This is a genomic window from Litchfieldella anticariensis FP35 = DSM 16096 (assembly GCF_000409775.1).
GTDB classification, from domain to species: Bacteria; Pseudomonadota; Gammaproteobacteria; order Pseudomonadales; family Halomonadaceae; genus Litchfieldella; species Litchfieldella anticariensis.
In genome coordinates, this window is sequence record NZ_KE332388.1 from 517,858 (window position 1) to 537,082 (window position 19,225).

Genomic DNA, 19,225 nt, shown 5'->3' on the forward strand with positions numbered 1-19,225 from the left:
AATCGAGCGCCTAAGCGCGCCAGCGCACCGACACCCGGGGCACAGCCTGGCATAGTCGGTTAGCCGCTATCTCGCATTTCGCGGATGACGTCACCGAGGTCACCATCATGAAAACTCTCATCGATCAGCCTATCAACGCCGGTGCTCCAATGACCTTCCGCCCTGTCATTGCCCTTCGTCCCGGCCACAAGCCTGTCGCTTTCGGTACGCTCACGTACCTATACGTTCCTGCCTACGGCAACCTGAGCGTGCCCTTGCAAGCAGCTCGCGGGGACGACGAACTCATGGGCATGGATCCCAACCAAGCTTGAAGCGACCTGGCGGGGCTCAGCCCCGCCATTCCATGCAAATATCCGTCGCTTTGTTCATTGTGAGGTCGACCGATAGGGCATCAGGCGATCACTTTCCTTCTTGACCACGGCATAACACTCGCAGCTAAGCTGCTCGAGTCGGGGTCTGTCCAGCACCGTAATATGCCCACGTCGATATTCGATCACACCGAGCTTGTGCAGTTTGCCGGCCGCCTCGGTCACACCCTCTCGGCGCACCCCCAGCATGTTGGCGATCAGCTCTTGGGTCATGTCCAAATGGTTGCCTGGCAGCCGGTCCAGAGACAACAGCAGCCAGCGACATAGCTGTTGATCGATCGAGTGGTGGCGGTTGCATACCGCCGTTTGTGCCATCTGTGTGATCAGCGCCTGGGTATAGCGCAACAGCAGATGCAGCATTTCCCCGTGGCGATTGAACTCATCCTTGAGTTGGTCCACCGGTAACCGCAAGGCGTGGCCAGCACTTTGCACGATCGCGCGGCTGGTGGTGCTCTCGCCGCCCATGAAGACGGCAATACCGACCAGACCTTCATTGCCAACTACCGAGATTTCCGCTGACGCGCCATTCTCCGTCACGTAGAGCAACGACACGATCGCATCGGTAGGGAAATAGACGTGGCTCAGGGTGTCCCCCGCTTCATAGAGGACCTGGCCCAGCGGCAAGTGTACTGGTTCGAGAAGCGGGGTTATCCGACGCTTGGCATCGTCAGGCAGGGCCGCCAATAAATGATTTCGGTCAGGCGAGCAGCTTTCGAGCATGTATACGTCACCGTCGGAAGGAATTCTCGTTTCGTACTGAAGTGTAAGTAATTCTGGACCGCAGCCATACATCTTGCTCGCAGGCATGGTCAGCTACCCCTGGGGGCGGTGCACTGTGTGCTTTGTTTTCCTCAGCGGGATTCGATTCACCTTCATCGTCAATCCAACTCGAACGGTTCGATCTCGTTGAAGATGCCTGTCTTGGTCATGTCACGTCGCAGTGTGAAGATCTCCAAGGCATGAACCAGGCCAACCTGCTCCAGTTGGTCGAAGTGAAACCGCTCCCATTCTTTTCGGGTGATCTTGATGCTGTAGAGATACTGGTCACGGCTGCTACCTGTGGCAGGATCAGTGACCAGGCGATAGCCGGAGACCACCGCCCGTTCCACTTTGGGGAGGCGGGCGAAGACAGTCCCGAGTATGAAAAAAGCCGCTCCATGCACATAATCACTATAGAGCTTGCGCTGGCGGGTGACGCTGAGCCTTCTGGGAGTGAGCTTGAGACGCTTGGCGGGCATCGTCCATTGCCGGTCGGGCATCTCGTCTTCACCAGGTAGATCGATATCCAAGGCGATGGCACAAGCGTCATCCGTAAAGTCGAAATCAACGGCTGTCTCCCTTGGCCAAGGGATCTCTTCAAACCGTTCGGTCAGGGTTTGTTCCATGGCCTCCAAATTGCTCAGGACAGCATGGGTCTCGCGCTGCTCCCGGGCAAACTCCCTGCTATCGTGCTCGGCCTTGTCCCATTCCCAGGCGCGGTAGGCCTCTTCATAGACCTTCTCGCGCCGAATATTCTCCTCTTCGATACGATGACGGGTCGCTGGCCATAGCTGCTGCCACCTAGTCGGCTGCTGCCGTATCGGAAATGCTGGCGGTGGCTCCGGGAAATGACGTGGCTGATAACCTGTGTGCCGACCCGGCGGTGGTGTCTGCGCATACAACAGCGCGAGGCTTTCGAGATCGGCATTGAGCCGCTCACAGTGGGCAGACAGCTGTTCGCGGATCCCATTGCCAGCATGGCGGCGCAGCAGCCTGGCTTCATGGGCCCCCATTGGCGTGCCATCGCCATGCCGATAGCGGATGTTCCCTGACTTATTGATCTCGAGTCGTATCGGCAGGCTGCCTCCTTCCTTCAACAAGCCCTCCAGGGTACGCACAGGACTGCGCTCACTCCCTGAGACACCAGCAAGGCTCGCACCGAAGGGGCCAGCCGAGAGCCGCAACTCGCTTTTGCTGACGTCAAGACGCGCACCAGGTGCCAGGCGGATATGGCGCTGGAAGCGAAAGCCCACGGCGATCTCCCTGTCGGTCGCTGCTGGAAAGCCTACAGGTTACTGCTTTATGAGCATGATGGGATACCGGCAGATCAAAAGGTTGTCCCTTTAAGGCTACCAATGCACAGACTGGCACGATCATGATCCTCATGAGCATCGCTATTAGATCAGGCACCAAGACGCGGCTCTCCAGCATCATGATCGATCTCTCCCGTCCTTGGCGACCTTGCTTTGGCGCTCATCACCGCGAAACTTGGCTGGTGCAACGCGTAGGCGTACCCTGTGCACATCTGGCGTTGCCTGACTGGTTCGCGGCATCCTCGAATGCCATTCCTGCCTCTTGGCCGTGGTGGTGTCGGCCGGTGACGTCGTCATGGCCTAGCAACCGTGCCTCTTTCGGATGGTAAGGCAGGCCGCTCCTTCCATCGCAACACGGGAAAAGTGATGAGTAGCAAGATCAACGTGACAGCCCCTTTGGTCATTCTGCATGGCGACGAGATGGCACAGGTAGCCTTCGAGAGGATCCTCGAGACCTTCTTAACGTCCCGGTTGGATCTGGAGCTCGTGGAATTCGACCTGTCCGCCGAGCAGCGGCTGGTCACCAACGGCCAGGTGGTCATCGATGCCATCGAGGCGCTCAAGCAGCATGGCGTGGGCGTGAAGAATGCCGGCATGACGGTGAACCGCACTCAGCTGAGCGAACTGCTGGCCAAGCACCCGGAGATCGACGACACCGCGCTGCACCCACTGGCCACCAAGTCGCCCAACGGCGCCATCCGCAAGGGCATCGGCGGCAACATCACCCGTGAGGACATCCAATTCCGCAACCTGGAATTCAAGAAGCCGGAGTGGATTGGCCGCGACATCGAGGTCGACACCATGGCGACCGGAGGCAACAAGGACAGCTACAACGAGCTTTCCAGCGCTACCGGCATCGTCAAGCTGATGTTCGTCGGCCGAAGCGGCGATCCGGTGGAACTGCATCGCCGCGAGGTCAAGAAAGGTGACCCCTGGCTGCTCGCCACCAACGACATCGACGAGATCAAGGCTTGGGCGCACCGTTTCTTCCAGCGAGCCATCGACGAGAAGCGCGACATCTACCTCGGCCTGAAGGACACCGTGATCGCCGGTTACGACGGTGTGATGCGTGCTGCCATCGAGGGCATCTACGAGAGCGATTACCGCCAGCAGGTCGAGTCACTGGGCCTGCAGTACCACTACGAGCTGATCGACGCCCAGGCCGCCCGCATTGTCGCCAACCCACCGGAGCGAGCACTGTGGGGTGTACCGGACAATACCACCGGTCGCAAGCTCTACAAGCTGGTCGAACGGCTCAAGGTGCACGGCATTCCCACCCGCAAGGCACATGTCTCGCTGTCGCGGATGAGTGCCGGCGGCGGCGACCAGTACGGCAGCTACAACGCTCCCGCTGAGGAGGATGGCATTCTCAAGGTGATCGTCGACGGCGACGAGAAGCATGCGCGCCACGTCAAGCAGGGCGACCCGATCCTGTTGATGTCCAACGACCACGAGGCCATCAATGACTGGGTCACCCAGGTGTTCCGCGATGCCTCGCGTAAGCAGAAAGAGGTCTACTTCGGCCTCAAGCGCGAGTACATGGACTACGACGAGGTGTTCAGCACCGTTATCACCGGCGTGCGCCGTGAACTGGCCCAGGCCGACACCCCGCCCCCCTCGTTCATGATCATGCGGCCCTCCAGTCAGCTCATCAAGATGATCACCGACCCACCCCGCAATGCTCTCTACCCGGCCCAGAACCTGGACGGCGACATCTTTTCGGACATCTCCGCGGCGCTCGGCGGCAGCTTGGCCACCGCCAGTTCCATCATCGAGAGCAAGAGCGGCACTATGCTCTTCGAGGCGCCCCACGGCACCGCCCACGACCTCTACCTGAAGTATCTGGAGAGCGACGGCAAGGAGGCGCACTTCAATTCCTCCGCGCTGATCTTCGCCGTGGCCAACGCCCTGGAGACCCTCGGCGAGCGGGAAGACAACAAGGCACTGGTCGATTACGCCACCCGCCTCAAGACCGCACTTATCAACACCGTTGCCGACGGCGTCATCACCGGCGACCTCAAGGGCAAGACGACCAACCCCGCTTCAGAGATCATCGTCGACATGCAGGGCTTCCTGGACGCCGTGGCTAAACGGCTGGCAGCGTAAATGACGACGGCGGCCTCGCCTGTAAGGGCGAGGCCGACCCGTTCTTGTTTAAAATAGGTAAGCGACGGTCATGGACTTTCCGTAACCGTCCATAGGCAGTGTTCTATGCGGTTGCCATCCAGAGCAAGGAGTGCCATGAAGCGGTCGTTGAGCGACCCAGGTGTCTGACCCGCCGCTGGAGCGGACAGCGTCCGAGATTTGAGGCCAGCGGTCCCGAATACCAAGGAGGATATGGGATGTCGTGGAAACTCGATAAGACCGTCGAAACATCGGCGGGCGCTGTAGCGGCTGGGCGACTTGGTAGTGGACCTGCGCTCGTGCTTGCCCACGGCTGGCCGTGGTCTTCGTTCTCTTGGCATCGGATCATTCCGCATCTTGCAAGGCGGTACCGTGTCCATTGGTACGATATGCCCGGATACGGGCGATCCGACAAAGGAGCGGAGCAGCGCACTTCGCTCGACGTGCAAGGACAGGTCTTCGCCGAGATGCTTGCGCACTGGGGCCTCGAGCAGCCGATCGTCGTTGCCCATGACATGGGCGGAGCGACAACGCTACGAGCGCATTTGCTGCATGGCTGCGACTTTGACAGGTATGTTCTGATGAATGTCGTCGCGATGCGCCCTTGGGGATCGGAGTTCTTCGATCATGTCGGTCGCCATGTGGATGCGTTTTTGGGGCTACCGCCGCACATCCACAAGGCGGTCGTGGAGGCTTATATCAAGGGGGCGATTGTCAACGACATCGACTCCGGTGATTTCGATAAGCTTGTCGAGCCGTGGCTTTCTGAAGAGGGACGGGGAAGCTTCTATCGGCAATTCGCGCAAGCCGACGAAAAGTATACCGCTGAAGTCGAGCCGGTATTCGGGGATGTTCGGTGCCCAGTCAACATCATCTGGGGCGAGGACGATCCGTGGATCCCGCTGAGGCGAGGCAAAGCGCTTCATGGGCTGATCCCGCAGGCTTCGTTCGAAACGCTGCCAGGCGTCGGCCACTTGCCCCAGCTCGAAGCCCCGGATCTCGTTGTGGAGCGGCTGGACGCCTTTCTATCGCGCGAAGGCGAAGACCGATGAGTGGGGCCTATTGCTAGCGCGGAGTGAGTATCGAGCCAAGCTGATCCGGCGGTTGGATAAGGAAGACCACGTTCTGTTGCAACCAAGCCAGAACCTGTGAGGCGGGCATGGGTTCAGCGATTCCATATCCCTGAGCTAGGGGACATCCCAAATCAAGCAACATGCTGCTATGCGTCGCAGACTCAACCCCCTCAGCGATAACAGAAATCCCGAGCATTTGGGTTATCTGCACAATCCCCTTCACCAGGCTCTTATCCTTCTGACTGAGTGGTATGCCACTGACAAAGCTTTTAGCAATTTTAATAGTATCGATTGGTAATTCCCTGAGATGAGAAAGAGACGAACATCCGGTCCCAAAATCATCAAGTGCTATTGTCACACCCAACTCTCGGCAGCGAGAGAGAGTTTTTGCCACTTCAAAGACATTATCAGAGGTCACACTTTCCTTGAGCTCCATCTCCAGCATAGCGTTAGGAATAGAAGAATAGCAGGCCAGCATTGTTTCTAAATAATCGGTAAAACCTTGGGACATTAAATGACTGGTACTGATGTTAAAACTAATGCTGATATCTTGTCCCTGAGACTTCCAGTATTGGATCTGTCTGAGAACGGCATCAATCACCCATTCCCCCATGGAAAATTCCAGCCTGGTGCCCGCTATGACAGGAAGAAAATCAGCCGGCTCCAGTATGCCGCGTTCAGGATGACTCCATCTTAGCAAAGCTTCAAAACCTATCACCTCATCAGTCAATAAGTTGACCTTCGGTTGATAGTAGAGAACAAACTCCTCCTCTAGAAATGCCTGCTCTAACCTTTCAATTTCTTTCTTGCACATTGCTTCTAGCTGATTGTTTAATGGATTGTAAAACTGATAGCGATTTTTCCCTCCTCTCTTAGCTTGATACATGGCCTGGTCTGCATGACGCAGTAGTATCTCTGCTTCAGCATCGTCATCAGGAAACAATGTGACCCCAATGCTGCTGGATATTCTAACCAAAGAGTCTTCGAGGACAATGGGCAAGCTGATATTGCAAAGCATCCGCTTTATGACACTGACACATTCATCCGCATTGCGCAACCCGGATAATAAAACCGCAAACTCATCCCCTCCCAATCGGGCCAAAATGTCATTTGGACGTATTGTATGGCGAAGCCGTTCACTTACCACAACCAATAACTGGTCCCCTGCGGCATGCCCGAATTTATCGTTGACAGGCTTGAACCCATCCAAGTCAAGATAACAAACAGCCAATAGCTCTTTTTGGACTTCCCCCACTTCAGTGGACACGCATCGCTAACCGCTATGGAGGTGAACGATGCCGGCAATGAATACGGGGAAGAAGACTCAAAAGTATTCGGTTGAATTCAAGGTCAAAGCTGTCCAGTGGAGCCATCAGTCCCACCGAAGTGTCAAAGGCGTAGCCGAAGCGCTGGATATTCACCCCTTCATGCTGTCACGCTGGCGCAAGGAATACCGGGAAGGGAAATTTGCCATGAGCAAGCCGAAGGCGCCGCCAGACGCCAAGAAGCAACTGAAAGAACAGGATGAGATCAACCGTCTCAAGCGCCGAGTCGCTGAGCTGGAAGAGGAGAATGACATCTTAAAAAAGTGGCAACGTTTCCAGGCGGAAGCACGCAGGAAGCCTTCCGGTTCGTCTGGAAACACCGGGAACGATACTCCGTAAAGGCGCTGTGCCGTCATTTGAAGGTCTCTCGGTCAGGCTACTATGCGTGGTTGCATCGCAAGCCTAGTCAGCGAGCAGTGCAAAATGCAGAGCTGTTGGGCCACATTCACCGAATCTACACCGCTAGCCATCATCGCTACGGTAGCCCCAAGGTTTACCAGGCACTCCGTCGCGAAGGGATAGTGGCCAGCGAAAATCGGATCGCGAGGCTGATGCGGGAATGGGGCATGAAAGCTCGTGTGAGTCGCGTGTATCGCCGTTTGCTCAAACGCCGGGAGGAGTTGAAGGCTCTCCCCAATCACCGCTTGGTGGAAGCGAAGCCGGTCGGCATCGATCAGCAGTGGAGCAGTGATGTCACCTATATCAGGCTGGGGCGACGCTGGGTGTATCTAGCGGTAGTGTTGGATCTGTACTCGCGCCGGGTGATTGGCTGGCAACTGGCGGAACGCTTGGATGGTGATTTATCCCGGGGAGCGCTGAGACAGGCATTCACTTCGCGGCAACCGGCACCAGGACTACTGCTTCACACGGATCGAGGTGTTGAATATCGCGCACGAAAAACCCAAGCGTTGCTACAACGCCACCAAGTACGCCACAGCATGAACCGCCCAGGCCAATGTACCGACAATGCCGAGGTTGAGTCCTTCTTCAAGACATTGAAGGGCGAACTGTTACACGCCACCAGCTTTGTGACCATCCGCCAATTGCGAAAACATATAAGGAATTACATCGATAGATTCTACAACACCCAGAGGCTACACAGTGGCCTTGGTTATCAGACTCCGCGAGAGTTTGAGGCCGTCATGTGAGAATAGAGCGTGTCCATTTTTTTGGGGGAGCATCATTTTCCTTGCGGGCACTTGCCAAGGCCTTTTCCAGGTATTCGGCAAACAGCAAGCGATTGGGCACTTTAGTCAAGGCATCATGGTGAGCTAAATATTTCAGCTCTGCCTCATGATTTTTTAAATTCGTTATGTCGGAAAACACAGCCACATAATGAAGTATTTTTTCTTGACTATCCCTGACCACCGAAATTGACAATAGCTGGGGATAAATTTCACCATTTTTACGACGATTCCATACTTCGCCTTTCCAGCTATCCTTTTCGGAGAGAGCCTTCCAAATGGACGTATAAAAGCTTCTATCGTGTTGGCCAGAACTCAGCAGAGAGGGGGCATAGCCAATAACATCATCTTTTACGTAACCAGTAATACGAGTGAAGGCCGGGTTGACATCACAGATTCTATTATTGGCATCTGTGATCATGATTCCTTCATAGCTTGCTTCGAAAACACTAGCAGTGAGACGGCGCTGATTCTCGGCCATCTTCTGTTCGGTGATATCATGACCAATGCATATCATATCACCATTTGGAAGAGCAACATTGGCCCAGATAGCAACCAGCTGTTTACCATCACGCGTTCTAGGTCTCCATTCTCTAAATATGGACCCACTACCGCCAGAGAAGCCACTAATAACATCTTGATATTGCTCTTTGTCAGGATAAAAAACAGACAAAGGGACCGGATGAGATTTGATCTCCTCAGCAGACCATCCAAACACGCGCTCGCACTCTTTATTCCACAGAATACACTGCCCCTCTCTATTGAATCCATCAATCATAATGGGAGCAAAATCAAATATCTCATCTATCAAGTTCAGAATTTGTTGGGATGAAAAATTATCCACACCAAAGTTAGTCAGTTCTTCCTGCCCCTGCAACCGTCTCCGTACATAGGCTGAAATAATACGCAAACCATGGTATTGTTCAGCATTTAATAAAGGGGTTTCTTTCTCGTATGCCAGCAATAATAATATGCCATCCTGTTCTTCTCGGCTTAGGGGAACAACCAGATAGCAATTTATTGGCCCTTGATCTAAATCAATGAACTCTGGGAAATAGCTCGGCAGTAGTCGAGTATAAAACTCTTTCTCATTCCAAGCTCGCAGGCACCCCGCACCCGCCATGGGGAAGGCATGTTGCGATATCATGGGATAACTTGCAACAAGGGAAAGCTGCATGGAAGAAGAGCCTAGCCGAACCAAGTAGGCTCTGTCTGCATCATAACAGGACACAACCAGCCGTGTGAGATGCTGTTCCCAGTCAGGAAAGCTATCTGCCAAGTCAAGGAAATTAGCGATATTTTCAAACAAACTGGTCCCGACCTTGGGATCAATGTCCATTTCATGCTCCACGACTTATGGGGAACTAGCTTTCCCTACTATAGTAGATCCGATACAGAACGTTTCATACCGTAACAGTGTTGACACTGCCACCCTCTACTGCGTCGTGTTCCTCTACCTGGTGTTTGCAGGGCCCGGCCCCTGGAGCATCGACGCCATGCGGACACGTGCATCTTCCGCCGCATGAGCCGGAAACGGCCCCACTCCGCTCACGAGGCAGACGGGGCCAACGCGACCGTCTTGGTGATCCGTCGACACCTATCAACATTGGGAGCCTGCTATCAATAATAGGATACCCATCACAGTAATGGGGGCGGCGTTGGGTTAGGTGGGTTGATAATAGAGGGATAACAAGATATCGACACTAATCAATCATGTGCTAGATTCATGGTTCGAAAGTGCTAGCCAAGGGATTAACGATATGAACAAGAATGATCTGATCGAGCGTATCGCACGAGGGGCAGGGCTGAGTAAAGCCCAGGCCGGTCGTGCACTCGAGGCCGTTACTACCTCCGTAACCAAGACCCTACAGCAGGGTGATACTGTCTCCTTGCTAGGTTTCGGTACCTTCCAGGTAAGCCAGCGTGCCGAGCGCAAAGGACGCAATCCGCGGACAGGGGCGGAAATCGTCATCCCTGCGTCAAAGCGCCCGACGTTCAAGGCGGGGAAAGGGCTGAAAGACGCGGTGAAGTGAACACGGGGGGCATAACCCCACGACGGTGGGCCCAGAATGGATGATCCGGCCACCGTCGTTCCAGGTTATATTGGCCCTGCCACTCCCTGAGAAAGCGGTTTATCCCCCTGTTTGCCCGAAGCGCATACCGTTCCGCCGCTTGCAGGCCATTGTTGTGCAGCCAATCGGTGATTACCGGTGCCGCCGCCAGACCGTCGCCCAGTGCGTTGGAAATTCCCGAAGAGGTCAAAGGATCGAATGCAGCCAAGGCATCGCCCACGGCGATCCAACCCGGTCCGGCGGCCTGGGTAACGAAACCGCTGTATGCGGCAAAGCAGGTAAGGGAGAGAGCGTGCCGGGGTGGCTGCAGCCACTGCTGTAGCTCCTCTGTCTGAGCCCAGAGTGCATAAAATGTTTCGGGATTCCGTAACCTCTTCCGGCGAACAACAGCGGCATCCGACATCAACGCCAGCAGCGCAGAACCATCGGGTAAACGGGTCGCGTACCACCATCCGTCGGCCACCGATTCCACCAGAGTAATACCTTCCAGTTTGCCGGCATTGGGCCATTTACACGCCACCGCCACTAGATCGTCGAGACGCTTGCGCTCAATTTCCAGTCGCCTGCAGAGGGAAGCTCGGCGACCGGAAGCGTCGACGAGGTAACGACAACTCAGCAGATGCGGTTTGCCCTGATACGTGATTTGCAGCTGCCACTCTCCTCTATCCCAGCGTAGCGATTCCAACACCGCCGGCGTCAGTAATTGCGCACCTCTCTCACAGCTGGCTTGACGCAAATCCTCGTCAAAGCGTTCCCGATCGAGATGCCAACCGTTCCCTGTCGAGCGATGGAGAAAATCGTCGAACCGACGCTCTCCCGCCCATAGGGAGAGATTGGTGTAGTAAGGTCGGTGTCCTCTCGCCTCAAGGTCATCCGATATCCCCAGCAGCCTCAATTTAGCGACGACGTCGGGCGCTGCGGACTCCCCTATCCTGAAGGCTTGCCGGGCGGGACTGTCCAGAATAGCCACGCGCTCGACACCCGCCGCTATCGCGGCGAGAGCCGTGGCGCAGCCGGCAGGGCCGGCGCCGAGGATAACGAGATCGAGATCAGTTGCCATCCGGTGTGAAAGGTCGAGGTAGAGTGCGCGCAACTTCTACAAAGCGGCGCTCTCCTTCGACCTCTTTTTCCATCACGAAGCCCAGTTGCGACCAGTACTGCACCATCTGTACGTCGTCGGCAAAAGAGATGAAATCTCCCCGCATCTGATCGAAATCGGTGCCGACCCAGGCGACCTGCCCTCCCGTCTGTTCATCCGGTGTCGGAATCGACGCCAGGCTTCCGCCCTCGGGTTGCGTTTCCAGATAGACGAATTCAGGCCTTTGTGCGGGCCACCACCACAATACTCGCTCACCGATGGGTTGTGAGGAGCACTCATTGAAATCTGCCTGCCAGGGTATGGCCATGTAGCGAGTAAGATCCCCAGGTTCCATCGCAGAAGGCGTAAAGCCCAGATTGAGTGGCCCGTAGGTGGGCGGCGCGGCGTTGATACGGAAAGGGTCTTCACAACTGTAGATGGCCCGATTGCGGGAGATCCAGGTGAGCTCGATACCGGGAGAAAACGCGCCTCCGACACAGTTTTCCAGAATATTGCGTGTCAGTGACTGGGGGCCGCGATCGGCAACAGGCTCGTTGACGAAGTGTCCCGCCGCCCACTGTTGGACGAAGAAGAACTGGGTATCCGTCAAACGCAGGTAAGTGGAGGTAAGCGTGCCGTCGATAAGACAGTTGTCCCCCGCCAGGTAGGGCATCATGGTACCTCCCCGCCCGGAGATAATGGTGTTCTCATTTGCCGGGGGGCGCAGGATATCCAGAATCCAGTTGCGCAGGCCGCGGTAGTGATCCTCCCGATACGGCACCGCACCCAGCATCTCCATATCGAATTTGTGGGGTTTGGGGGGGATTGCCGCGACCCAGGTGTAGGTGGTGGCTCGCTCCAGTAGTGGTTTTATCTCGCTCTGGAAGTTGGGCTTGTAGCCATCGGGCCCGCTTTGCCACATGCCCTGATCATTGATCTGCGGGTAGTGTCCGGCACGCACAGCGCTGTCGAAGATGGTATCCCAGAGCGTTACCAGGTTGGCGATCTCCGGTGCATAGGAGGGCGGTGCCACAGACACCCAGGCCGGATCAGCCGGATCGAGGCTGTCATCGTCCCACTCGATTACCGCCCTGACCGGACCGTCACCGGTGTCGTCCCACCAGCCGTCGTTATTGGCGTACTGTTTGATCACAGCGTTTTCATCTTCGGTCCCGGATATGCCCAGACCGCCCAGTACCAGCAGGCGACCGGCTTCGTCGGTACGCAGCTCTCCCAGAGTGTCGATACACTCCCGGTTGGGATACAAGGTGCCCTCAGGGAAGTTCGCGCCCTGATAGTCTTCGGGAACCGTGTAGCGATCCATGGGGACGGGACCGGCATAGGCGCCGCTGATCCGACGTGGGCCTGGATCGATGATCAAGCTGTGCCGGTCCTCCACATGGGCGTTGCGCAAAGGATGATTGCTGGCGTAACCCTGCTCCCCCTCGTTGGTGGCGAACTCGTACCAACTGGCTTTCTTGTTCGCCATGTGCACGGTCCAGGTGATCGACTTGACTCCGGGTGTATCCAGGGTGATCTCTTGATCACCGTGATAAATATGGAAGCGCGCCGCCTGGCGACACATGCGGCCCTGTTCATCCCGGAAGTCATCCTGGGTGAAGGGGCTGCCGTCGGGGTTAATGGGCAGACCGCGATATGCCTCGGGGCCGATATAGAATTTTTCCGGCGCGTTCCCCACACGGGCGATGCCAACAGGCGGGTAAATTTTGTAGTCAGACATGATGATTTCCTTTCCACTTGATCCCGTTACAAGCCCAGCGCTTTGGCTGCCGTCAATATCTCTTTGTCGCCGGCTACGGCTGCCTTGAGGTGCGTGCGCAAGGCGTCATCCCTGGGCGATGTCGACAGCTGGTCAAGCTCGCCTTCAAGCGCCTGCGTCAGTTCCTCAAAGGGGAGTCTGGTATCGCTTGTGTAACGCCATGCCGGTGCGGCATTGGGACCAACGGAGCTATCACCGTCGGCAAAGGCCGGGGTAGACATCAGCGCTCTGGCAAGATGCGGCAGAACCCGGTGCATGATTGACAGAACGACGTTGAAATAGGGATCGGGGGAGTCGTCCTTGAATGCGGCCTCGAAGGCGCGCAGCATCAGGCTGTAGCGGTAGTCGAAGCTGTCAGACAAGCGTTTGGCCCGCTGGTTGGTGTAGTCGTTGCTGTCGGGATTGGAGATGATCGGGCGCGTTGCCGGGAAATTGGCGCTGTCGAGCGAAACTTCGCGGAACTTGAGGAAGTGGCTCAACTCATACGGGGTGCCGAGGATGGGCCCGTAGGTGCCGTCGGTGCGCTTACCATAGTGGTTGTAAGTACCGAAACTCTCGACCGGCACCAGAGGCTTTTCCGGGGGGACGGTCCCTTCACCTTGCTCGACGATTTCGTTTACCGCAGCGTAGAAGCTCTTCTTGTCCACCACGGCGTTGACGTTACCGCCAAATTTGCCGAGATAAATGTTGGTCCTTTGCCGACCGGGAACGTCGACGGTACTGAAGGGGTTTCCGGGATAGGCATCCACCGCATCGACCAGGGCGCCGTACAGCTGCGCGATGCTGTCGTAGTTGTCACCCTGAGGAGGCGCGCCATACTGCGCGGGGCTCTCGATGGCGGCAAAGACATTGGCGAATACATCGGGGGATGCACGAAACAGGCCGACCATGGGGGTCGTGTTCGGATTGGCCTGTGGCAGATAGCCGGGGAAAGTCGGGACCGCATCACCGGTAAATTTGGGCAGCGCGCCCAGGGCGACGATGATATTGGCCGCCTGGTTGACATGGAACATCTCCTCCATGGCGACGCTTCGCAGGGTCTGGTAGGCGTGGCTCCCGGTGTCTGAAATGGAATAGAGTGCCGATAGGTAGACGGGTATGGTGGTAAATTCCACCTGTAAAGCGAGCTGCGCCGCCTCCCGGAGGTCCTGCAACGCGGGCTCACTGGTGCGTGTAAGCCTGTCGAACAGGCCTGTAGGAAGGTCCTCTCTCTCTGTTTCCGATGGCGCCATGGTTTTCATCTCCCTATGTCTCGTTATTCTGGGTCTCGTTATTTTGGTTAGCCTGTTTCCACGGCAGATGGCGGGAACCCACGCCGGCCGTCATTAACAGCGTCGGGCCCGTGCGGCCAGGCGTGCGGGTGCGCAAGTGGAGGTCGGGATGCACCGACAGGGGAATCTCGTCAAGGCGTTCGACTGACGCATTGGCGTTCATGAAGTATTCATGACATTTCCCTGTGTACCTTGTAATAAGCCAATCAGTAATAAGCCAACCGATGTAATCAAGTGCGAATATAGTTTGCCAATGCACTTTCTCTGATAAGCAATGTAATTATCAGTACCTTGCATGCTTCAATATAGTTGGCTTAGAAAATTCATCTGTAAGGAATGGAGCATATGGCACGTAGGTATTACACGATCTTTCTTGTAAGCATTTTGCTATACGATTTGTAAGCCATACGCCATATATATTCGTAAGCCTCAGCCTGCCCCCCGAAGGGCCAGGCCAGGTTCTTGGTGAATACAATACTTTTTTGGGGGGTAACGGGAAGTCTCAGCCCTTACTCAGCGCCCGTTTCCATCGCTTTCAGCTTCTCCACACGCCGGCGAAACTCCTCATCGGTGGAGAACTCCGCCTCGAGAAAGGCCTTGATCAAGTCATTGGCGAGCCAGGCGCCGACTATCTGCGCACCGATGCACATCACATTGACATCATCGTGCTCCACGCACTGGTGGGCCGAGTGAATGTCGTGGCACACCGCCGCCCGGATGTCTTTCACCTTGTTGGCGGCAATCGAGGCCCCCACGCCGGTACCGCAGACCATCAGCCCACGATCCGCCTGGCCGGATGTCACCAGGGATGTCACGTCCTTGGCGATATCGGGGAAGTCCACGGGCTGATCATCATGGGAGCCCACGTCGACGACCTCATGGCCCAGGGATTCGATGTAGGCAACGACACTGGCTTTCAGCGGGAACCCCGCATGATCCGAACCAACAACGATTTTCATGGCAACTCCAGCATAGACAGGTGGGAACTCGTGTTAGCGCAGCAGGCCCGGCAACCACAGCACCATATCGGAGGCAAAGGTGATGATCGCCAGGGTCATGAACAGTGGCACGTAGAACGGCATCAAGGCCTTGAGCAACTGCCGCAAACTGATATTGGCAATTGACGAGATCAGATAGAGCGATAGCCCCATCGGCGGGGTCAGCAGACCGATCATCAGGTTGAAGATGGCGACGATGCCAAGATGTACCGGATCGACACCGGCCAGCACCATAGGCGGCGCAATCACCGGCACCACCAGCAGGGTCGCGGTGGTCGAATCCAGGAACATTCCCACCACAAAGAAGATCAGGTTGGCGATCAGCAACAGCACCAGCGGGTCGGTGGAGATCTGCAGAATGAAGGCAGCGAAGGTCTGGGGGATCTGCTCCACCGCCAGTATCCACCCGAACAGGGATGCCGCCGCGACGATGATCAGAATGGCGCTGGTGCTTCTGAGAGTGGCCTGCATGGCTGACCACAAGTGCTCCCAGGTCAGTTCCTTGTAGATAAGGCCACTGATCAGAAGAACATAACCCGCCGTGACGGCTGCCGCCTCCGTTGGTGTAAAGAACCCCAGCATCATTCCGGCAATCATCAGCACCGGCGCCAACAGCGCCGGCAAGGCAGGCAGCAGCGACGCCACCACCTCTTGAAGATTCGGCCACCGTGGCGAGCGCGGCATGTCCGAGCGCATTGCCAGCACAGCCGCGGTGGCCATCAGCAACGCCACGCAAATCAGTGCAGGCACGATGCCGGCGATCAACAGCTGGATGATCGACACACTGGTAACAGAGCCATAGACGATCAGCGGAATACTTGGTGGGAAAATGGGACCCACGACCGCGGAAGAGGCGGTGACCGCTGCGGAGAATGGCATCGTGAAGCCGCGCTTGCGCATGGCCTCGATCTCGATCTTGCCAAGCCCGCCCACGTCGGCCAGAGCCGCACCGGACATACCGGAAAAGATCAAACTCGAGAAGATATTCACCTGGGCCAGGCCGCCAGGCGCCCGCCCCACCAGCGTATCGGCGAAACGAAAGATGCGATCCGTGACTCCGGAGAGATTCATCAGGTTGCCGACGAAGATAAAGATCGGCACAGCCACCAAGGGGAAACTGTCGAGGGCATAGGTGATCCGCTGCCCCAAAAGGCCTAGCGGAAACCCTTCCACCAATACGTAGACGATGCCGGGCAGCAGGATGGCGTAGACCACCGGAAACCCCAGAAGAAAGAGGGCCAGAAAGGCCAGGATAAGTGCCATTCCCATTTACGAAACCTCCGGCCGATGGTCGAGGGGTTCCTGGCGGCAGCGGCGACGGAGTCGCAGAAGGTGCTGCAGGCAAGCCACGAAGAACCCCACCGCCGTGGAGCCCAGGAAGACCCAAAACGGAATCTTGAGCGTCGGGGTGGCGTTGTTAAGGTTGTCGAAGATGGTGGTGAAGGTGGCATAGGCCACAAACCCGCTAGAAAACGCCGCCCCCAGGAAGATGATCCCATCGAGGAGGCGTTTGAATCGGCCGGTCATGGCGTCATGGAATTCGCCCATGCGAATATTCTCTCCATGGCTAACCACCAGCGGATAGCTTGCGAATACCAAGCACACCAAGAGAAAGCGGGTGAATTCTTCGGCCCCCACCAACGGCGCCGAGAACAGATCCCGCATGACTACCTGGACCAACGGGACGAGCACAATCCCGGCCAGCAGTAGCGCACACAGTGCTTGCCACGCTTTCCTGACAATAGGCACCTGCATCTCCTCGCTAAATCCTGATTCACGAGGAGGGGGCTCTCACCCCCTCCGAGCCGAGCCCTACTCGACCTGAGCGATCTGCTCGATGTAAGGCCCGAAGTTGGGGAAGTCCTGGTTGATCTGAGCGCTGACCTGCTCGCGGAAGGCATCGAGATCCAAGCCATCGTCAGCGGTGATCACCGTCATGCCATGCCCTTTCAGCTCATCGACCAGCTCGCTTTCCGAACTTTGGGCCCACTCAAGGGATTCATCGGCCTTCTTGTCGAGCACCTCGGTGATAGCGCTACGCTGCTCGTCGCTGAGCGACTGCCAAGCCTTCTCGTTAACGAAGACGGCCAGTACCGAATGCATATGCCCCGTCAGCGCCACATGGGATTGCACTTCGTAAAGCTTGTTGGCAGCGATCATGGTCAATGGATTTTCTTGCCCGACCACGAGCCCGGTCATGAGTGCTGTCGGTAGTTCGGATACCGCCACCGGGGTAGGGTTGGCGCCGAAGCCCTTGACCATGGAGACCCACAGATCCAACGGCACCGCGCGAAAAGGTTTGCCTTCTAGATCCGCCGGCAACTTGACCGGGAAATTGGACGACACGTGTCGCGCTCCGCGATAGATGCGGCCCACGATACGAACGCCGCCCTCCTCGATGAGACGCTCGTTGATTTCCTTGACTGCCGGCGTCTCGGGATCCGTCGCGGCAAGCGCGTGCGCGGCATCACGATAGATGTAGGGGGCGTTGAAGACAGCCACTTCTGGCACGATACGAGCAAGCGACGCGAAGTCGTGGTGCCCCATGCCGATGGACCCCATGCGGATGCCATCCACCATTTCGGCGACACCGCCCAACTGACTGGCGGGATAGACCTCTATTTCCAGATTACCCGAGGTGGCCTCATTGATCGCCGCCGCTGCCTCACTGGCAAAACGCGTTTGTAGATCACCTTCGGCGCCCACGTGGGCGTAGCGCAACGTTTCCGCGGATACGCCACTGGCTGCCAGACTGACGACCAGCCCAAGGGTCAGTTGCTTGACGCTCATCTTGAGATTCATCGAACTCACCTCTCTTGTCATTTATAATTATCGATATCATTCAGGGAGTTAGGAACGAGGCTGCATCCCTTCACCGCCCTTGGTGTAGGCGGCAATGATGCTCTTGCGACGAAGTTCATCGCCGATGGAAAAGTGCTCGCGCAGGCGCTTTACGGCCATGTCGCCCTCGCCTGCGACGATGGAGAGAAAGACTTGCCGGTGGGAGTCGATATGCGCCTCCACCACCTCCGTGGAACCCAGGGTGATCTGGCGGCGCTGCACATGGCTTTTGAGCAGCAGCGCCGAGATGGCGTGATAGAGCGTCATTAGCGACTGACTGTGGCTCGCCTCGACGATGGCCAGATGGAACTGGTAGTCCGCACGCCCTCCCTGCTCGGGATCTTCCAGCGTGTCCATCAAACGGGTGAAACAGGTCTCGATCCGTGCGATGTCGTTGTCCGTGGCCCGTTCACAGGCAAGGCGAATGGCCTGGCATTCGATGGCGATGCGCGCCTGCATGATATCGTCCAGGGCGTTCTTCTCCTGGGCCAGGTAGAAGGCGAAGAAATCCGAGAGCACCTTGAAATCGGCCTTGGCCACGAAAGTGCCCTTGCCATGACGGATATCGAGAACGCCCAACATGTCGAGCGAGCGCATCACTTCACGCAAGAGAGGGCGGCCCACTCCAAGCTGTAGTGCCAATTCACGCTCGCTCGGTAGCCGATCGCCAGGTCGCCATTCGCCACTTAGTACCCGTTCGCGAAAGACATCGAAGACCCGCTCATACCCCTTCGCGGACTCATCATCGTGGGAGATAGCGTCAAGCGCCATGACACCTCCTAACAGGTCTTACCACTTACGACCACTTTTCTTAATCGTTAAATCCAAATTCAGAAATCTCGCCGACCAATGCGTACGTTCTACGCAGCATTTCCGACTTTCAATCCATAAATAGACAGTAGAAGGGGGAAAGAACGATCAACAACAAGACTTTGGTACCGCGCATGTGGTCTTACCAGTAACGACCTTTGATGAAATCCAGCCTATGGAAAGGAAGCCTACTGGTAACAGCGACTGTCAGCGCGCAATGGTGGTGCTT

General features: G+C 56.6%; 18 protein-coding genes. 5 read left to right on the forward strand and 13 right to left on the reverse strand.

What is annotated here, in order from left to right:
* The first annotated feature begins 107 nt into the window (after positions 1–107).
* Complete coding sequence (locus L861_RS09325; protein ID WP_016416825.1) at positions 108–311, forward strand: hypothetical protein; 204 nt, start codon at positions 108–110, stop codon at positions 309–311.
* Positions 312–365: 54 nt separating this feature from the next.
* Here the strand turns inward: L861_RS09325 and L861_RS09330 are convergent, their stop codons facing one another.
* Together L861_RS09330 and L861_RS09335 are read right to left on the reverse strand one after the other, a co-directional pair.
* Positions 366–1,088: a Crp/Fnr family transcriptional regulator gene (locus tag L861_RS09330; protein ID WP_016416826.1), complete on the reverse strand. Its 723-nt coding sequence runs from the start codon at positions 1,086–1,088 to the stop codon at positions 366–368.
* Between the two features lie 158 nt (positions 1,089–1,246).
* Positions 1,247–2,380: a DUF4236 domain-containing protein gene (locus tag L861_RS09335; protein WP_016416827.1), complete on the reverse strand. Its 1,134-nt coding sequence runs from the start codon at positions 2,378–2,380 to the stop codon at positions 1,247–1,249.
* Between the two features lie 426 nt (positions 2,381–2,806).
* Here L861_RS09335 and L861_RS09340 point away from each other — a divergent pair, with 426 nt between their 5' ends.
* Positions 2,807–4,546, forward strand: a complete 1,740-nt coding sequence (locus L861_RS09340; RefSeq protein ID WP_016416828.1) for an isocitrate/isopropylmalate family dehydrogenase — start codon at positions 2,807–2,809, stop codon at positions 4,544–4,546.
* A gap of 236 nt (positions 4,547–4,782) precedes the next feature.
* Entirely contained in the window at positions 4,783–5,616 is an 834-nt protein-coding gene (locus tag L861_RS09345; protein WP_021029155.1) for an alpha/beta fold hydrolase, read from the forward strand.
* Positions 5,617–5,629: 13 nt separating this feature from the next.
* Here the strand turns inward: L861_RS09345 and L861_RS09350 are convergent, their stop codons facing one another.
* A complete protein-coding gene (locus L861_RS09350; protein ID WP_081645816.1) occupies positions 5,630–6,904 on the reverse strand; it encodes a putative bifunctional diguanylate cyclase/phosphodiesterase in 1,275 nt (424 codons plus the stop codon).
* 28 nt (positions 6,905–6,932) lie between these two features.
* Here L861_RS09350 and L861_RS24115 point away from each other — a divergent pair.
* Positions 6,933–8,110 (forward strand): IS3 family transposase gene (locus L861_RS24115; protein WP_144062932.1). Its coding sequence is split into 2 segments (ribosomal slippage): positions 6,933–7,226 and positions 7,229–8,110, totalling 1,176 coding nucleotides; the frame shifts between segments, so codons are not numbered across the junction.
* Here the strand turns inward: L861_RS24115 and L861_RS09365 are convergent.
* Positions 8,103–9,485, reverse strand: a complete 1,383-nt coding sequence (locus L861_RS09365) for a PAS domain S-box protein (RefSeq protein WP_016416831.1) — start codon at positions 9,483–9,485, stop codon at positions 8,103–8,105. The two genes, L861_RS24115 and L861_RS09365, sit on opposite strands and share 8 nt — an antisense overlap.
* 421 nt (positions 9,486–9,906) lie before the next feature.
* Here L861_RS09365 and L861_RS09370 point away from each other — a divergent pair, with 421 nt between their 5' ends.
* Positions 9,907–10,179, forward strand: coding sequence for an HU family DNA-binding protein (locus L861_RS09370; RefSeq protein ID WP_016416832.1), 273 nt, complete (start codon positions 9,907–9,909; stop codon positions 10,177–10,179).
* On the opposite strand, the gene L861_RS09375 is transcribed toward L861_RS09370, so the two are convergent.
* The 9 genes from L861_RS09375 to L861_RS09415 all read right to left on the reverse strand — a co-directional run bounded on the left by L861_RS09375 (position 10,142) and on the right by L861_RS09415 (position 18,957).
* A complete protein-coding gene (locus L861_RS09375) occupies positions 10,142–11,278 on the reverse strand; it encodes a tryptophan 7-halogenase (RefSeq protein ID WP_144063000.1) in 1,137 nt (378 codons plus the stop codon). The genes L861_RS09370 and L861_RS09375 overlap by 38 nt on opposite strands.
* The gene (locus L861_RS09380; protein WP_016416834.1) at positions 11,268–13,037 is read right to left on the reverse strand and encodes a LodA/GoxA family CTQ-dependent oxidase; all 1,770 of its coding nucleotides are present in this window, start codon (positions 13,035–13,037) and stop codon (positions 11,268–11,270) included. The genes L861_RS09375 and L861_RS09380 overlap by 11 nt, the downstream gene beginning before the upstream one ends.
* A 26-nt stretch (positions 13,038–13,063) precedes the next feature.
* Positions 13,064–14,317, reverse strand: a complete 1,254-nt coding sequence (locus L861_RS09385; RefSeq protein WP_016416835.1) for a ferritin-like domain-containing protein — start codon at positions 14,315–14,317, stop codon at positions 13,064–13,066.
* Between the two features lie 4 nt (positions 14,318–14,321).
* The gene (locus L861_RS09390) at positions 14,322–14,510 is read right to left on the reverse strand and encodes a hypothetical protein (RefSeq protein ID WP_016416836.1); all 189 of its coding nucleotides are present in this window, start codon (positions 14,508–14,510) and stop codon (positions 14,322–14,324) included.
* Between the two features lie 346 nt (positions 14,511–14,856).
* Entirely contained in the window at positions 14,857–15,306 is a 450-nt protein-coding gene (rpiB, locus tag L861_RS09395) for a ribose 5-phosphate isomerase B (RefSeq protein ID WP_016416837.1), read from the reverse strand.
* Positions 15,307–15,339: 33 nt separating this feature from the next.
* Positions 15,340–16,614 (reverse strand): TRAP transporter large permease, encoded by a 1,275-nt coding sequence (locus L861_RS09400; protein ID WP_016416838.1) that lies wholly within the window; start codon positions 16,612–16,614, stop codon positions 15,340–15,342.
* A complete protein-coding gene (locus L861_RS09405) occupies positions 16,615–17,094 on the reverse strand; it encodes a TRAP transporter small permease (protein WP_051149327.1) in 480 nt (159 codons plus the stop codon). It lies immediately after the preceding gene.
* A 63-nt stretch (positions 17,095–17,157) separates the two neighbouring features.
* Positions 17,158–18,147, reverse strand: coding sequence for a TRAP transporter substrate-binding protein (locus L861_RS09410; RefSeq protein ID WP_016416840.1), 990 nt, complete (start codon positions 18,145–18,147; stop codon positions 17,158–17,160).
* Positions 18,148–18,195: 48 nt separating this feature from the next.
* Positions 18,196–18,957 (reverse strand): FadR/GntR family transcriptional regulator, encoded by a 762-nt coding sequence (locus L861_RS09415; RefSeq protein ID WP_016416841.1) that lies wholly within the window; start codon positions 18,955–18,957, stop codon positions 18,196–18,198.
* Positions 18,958–19,225 lie beyond the last annotated feature (268 nt).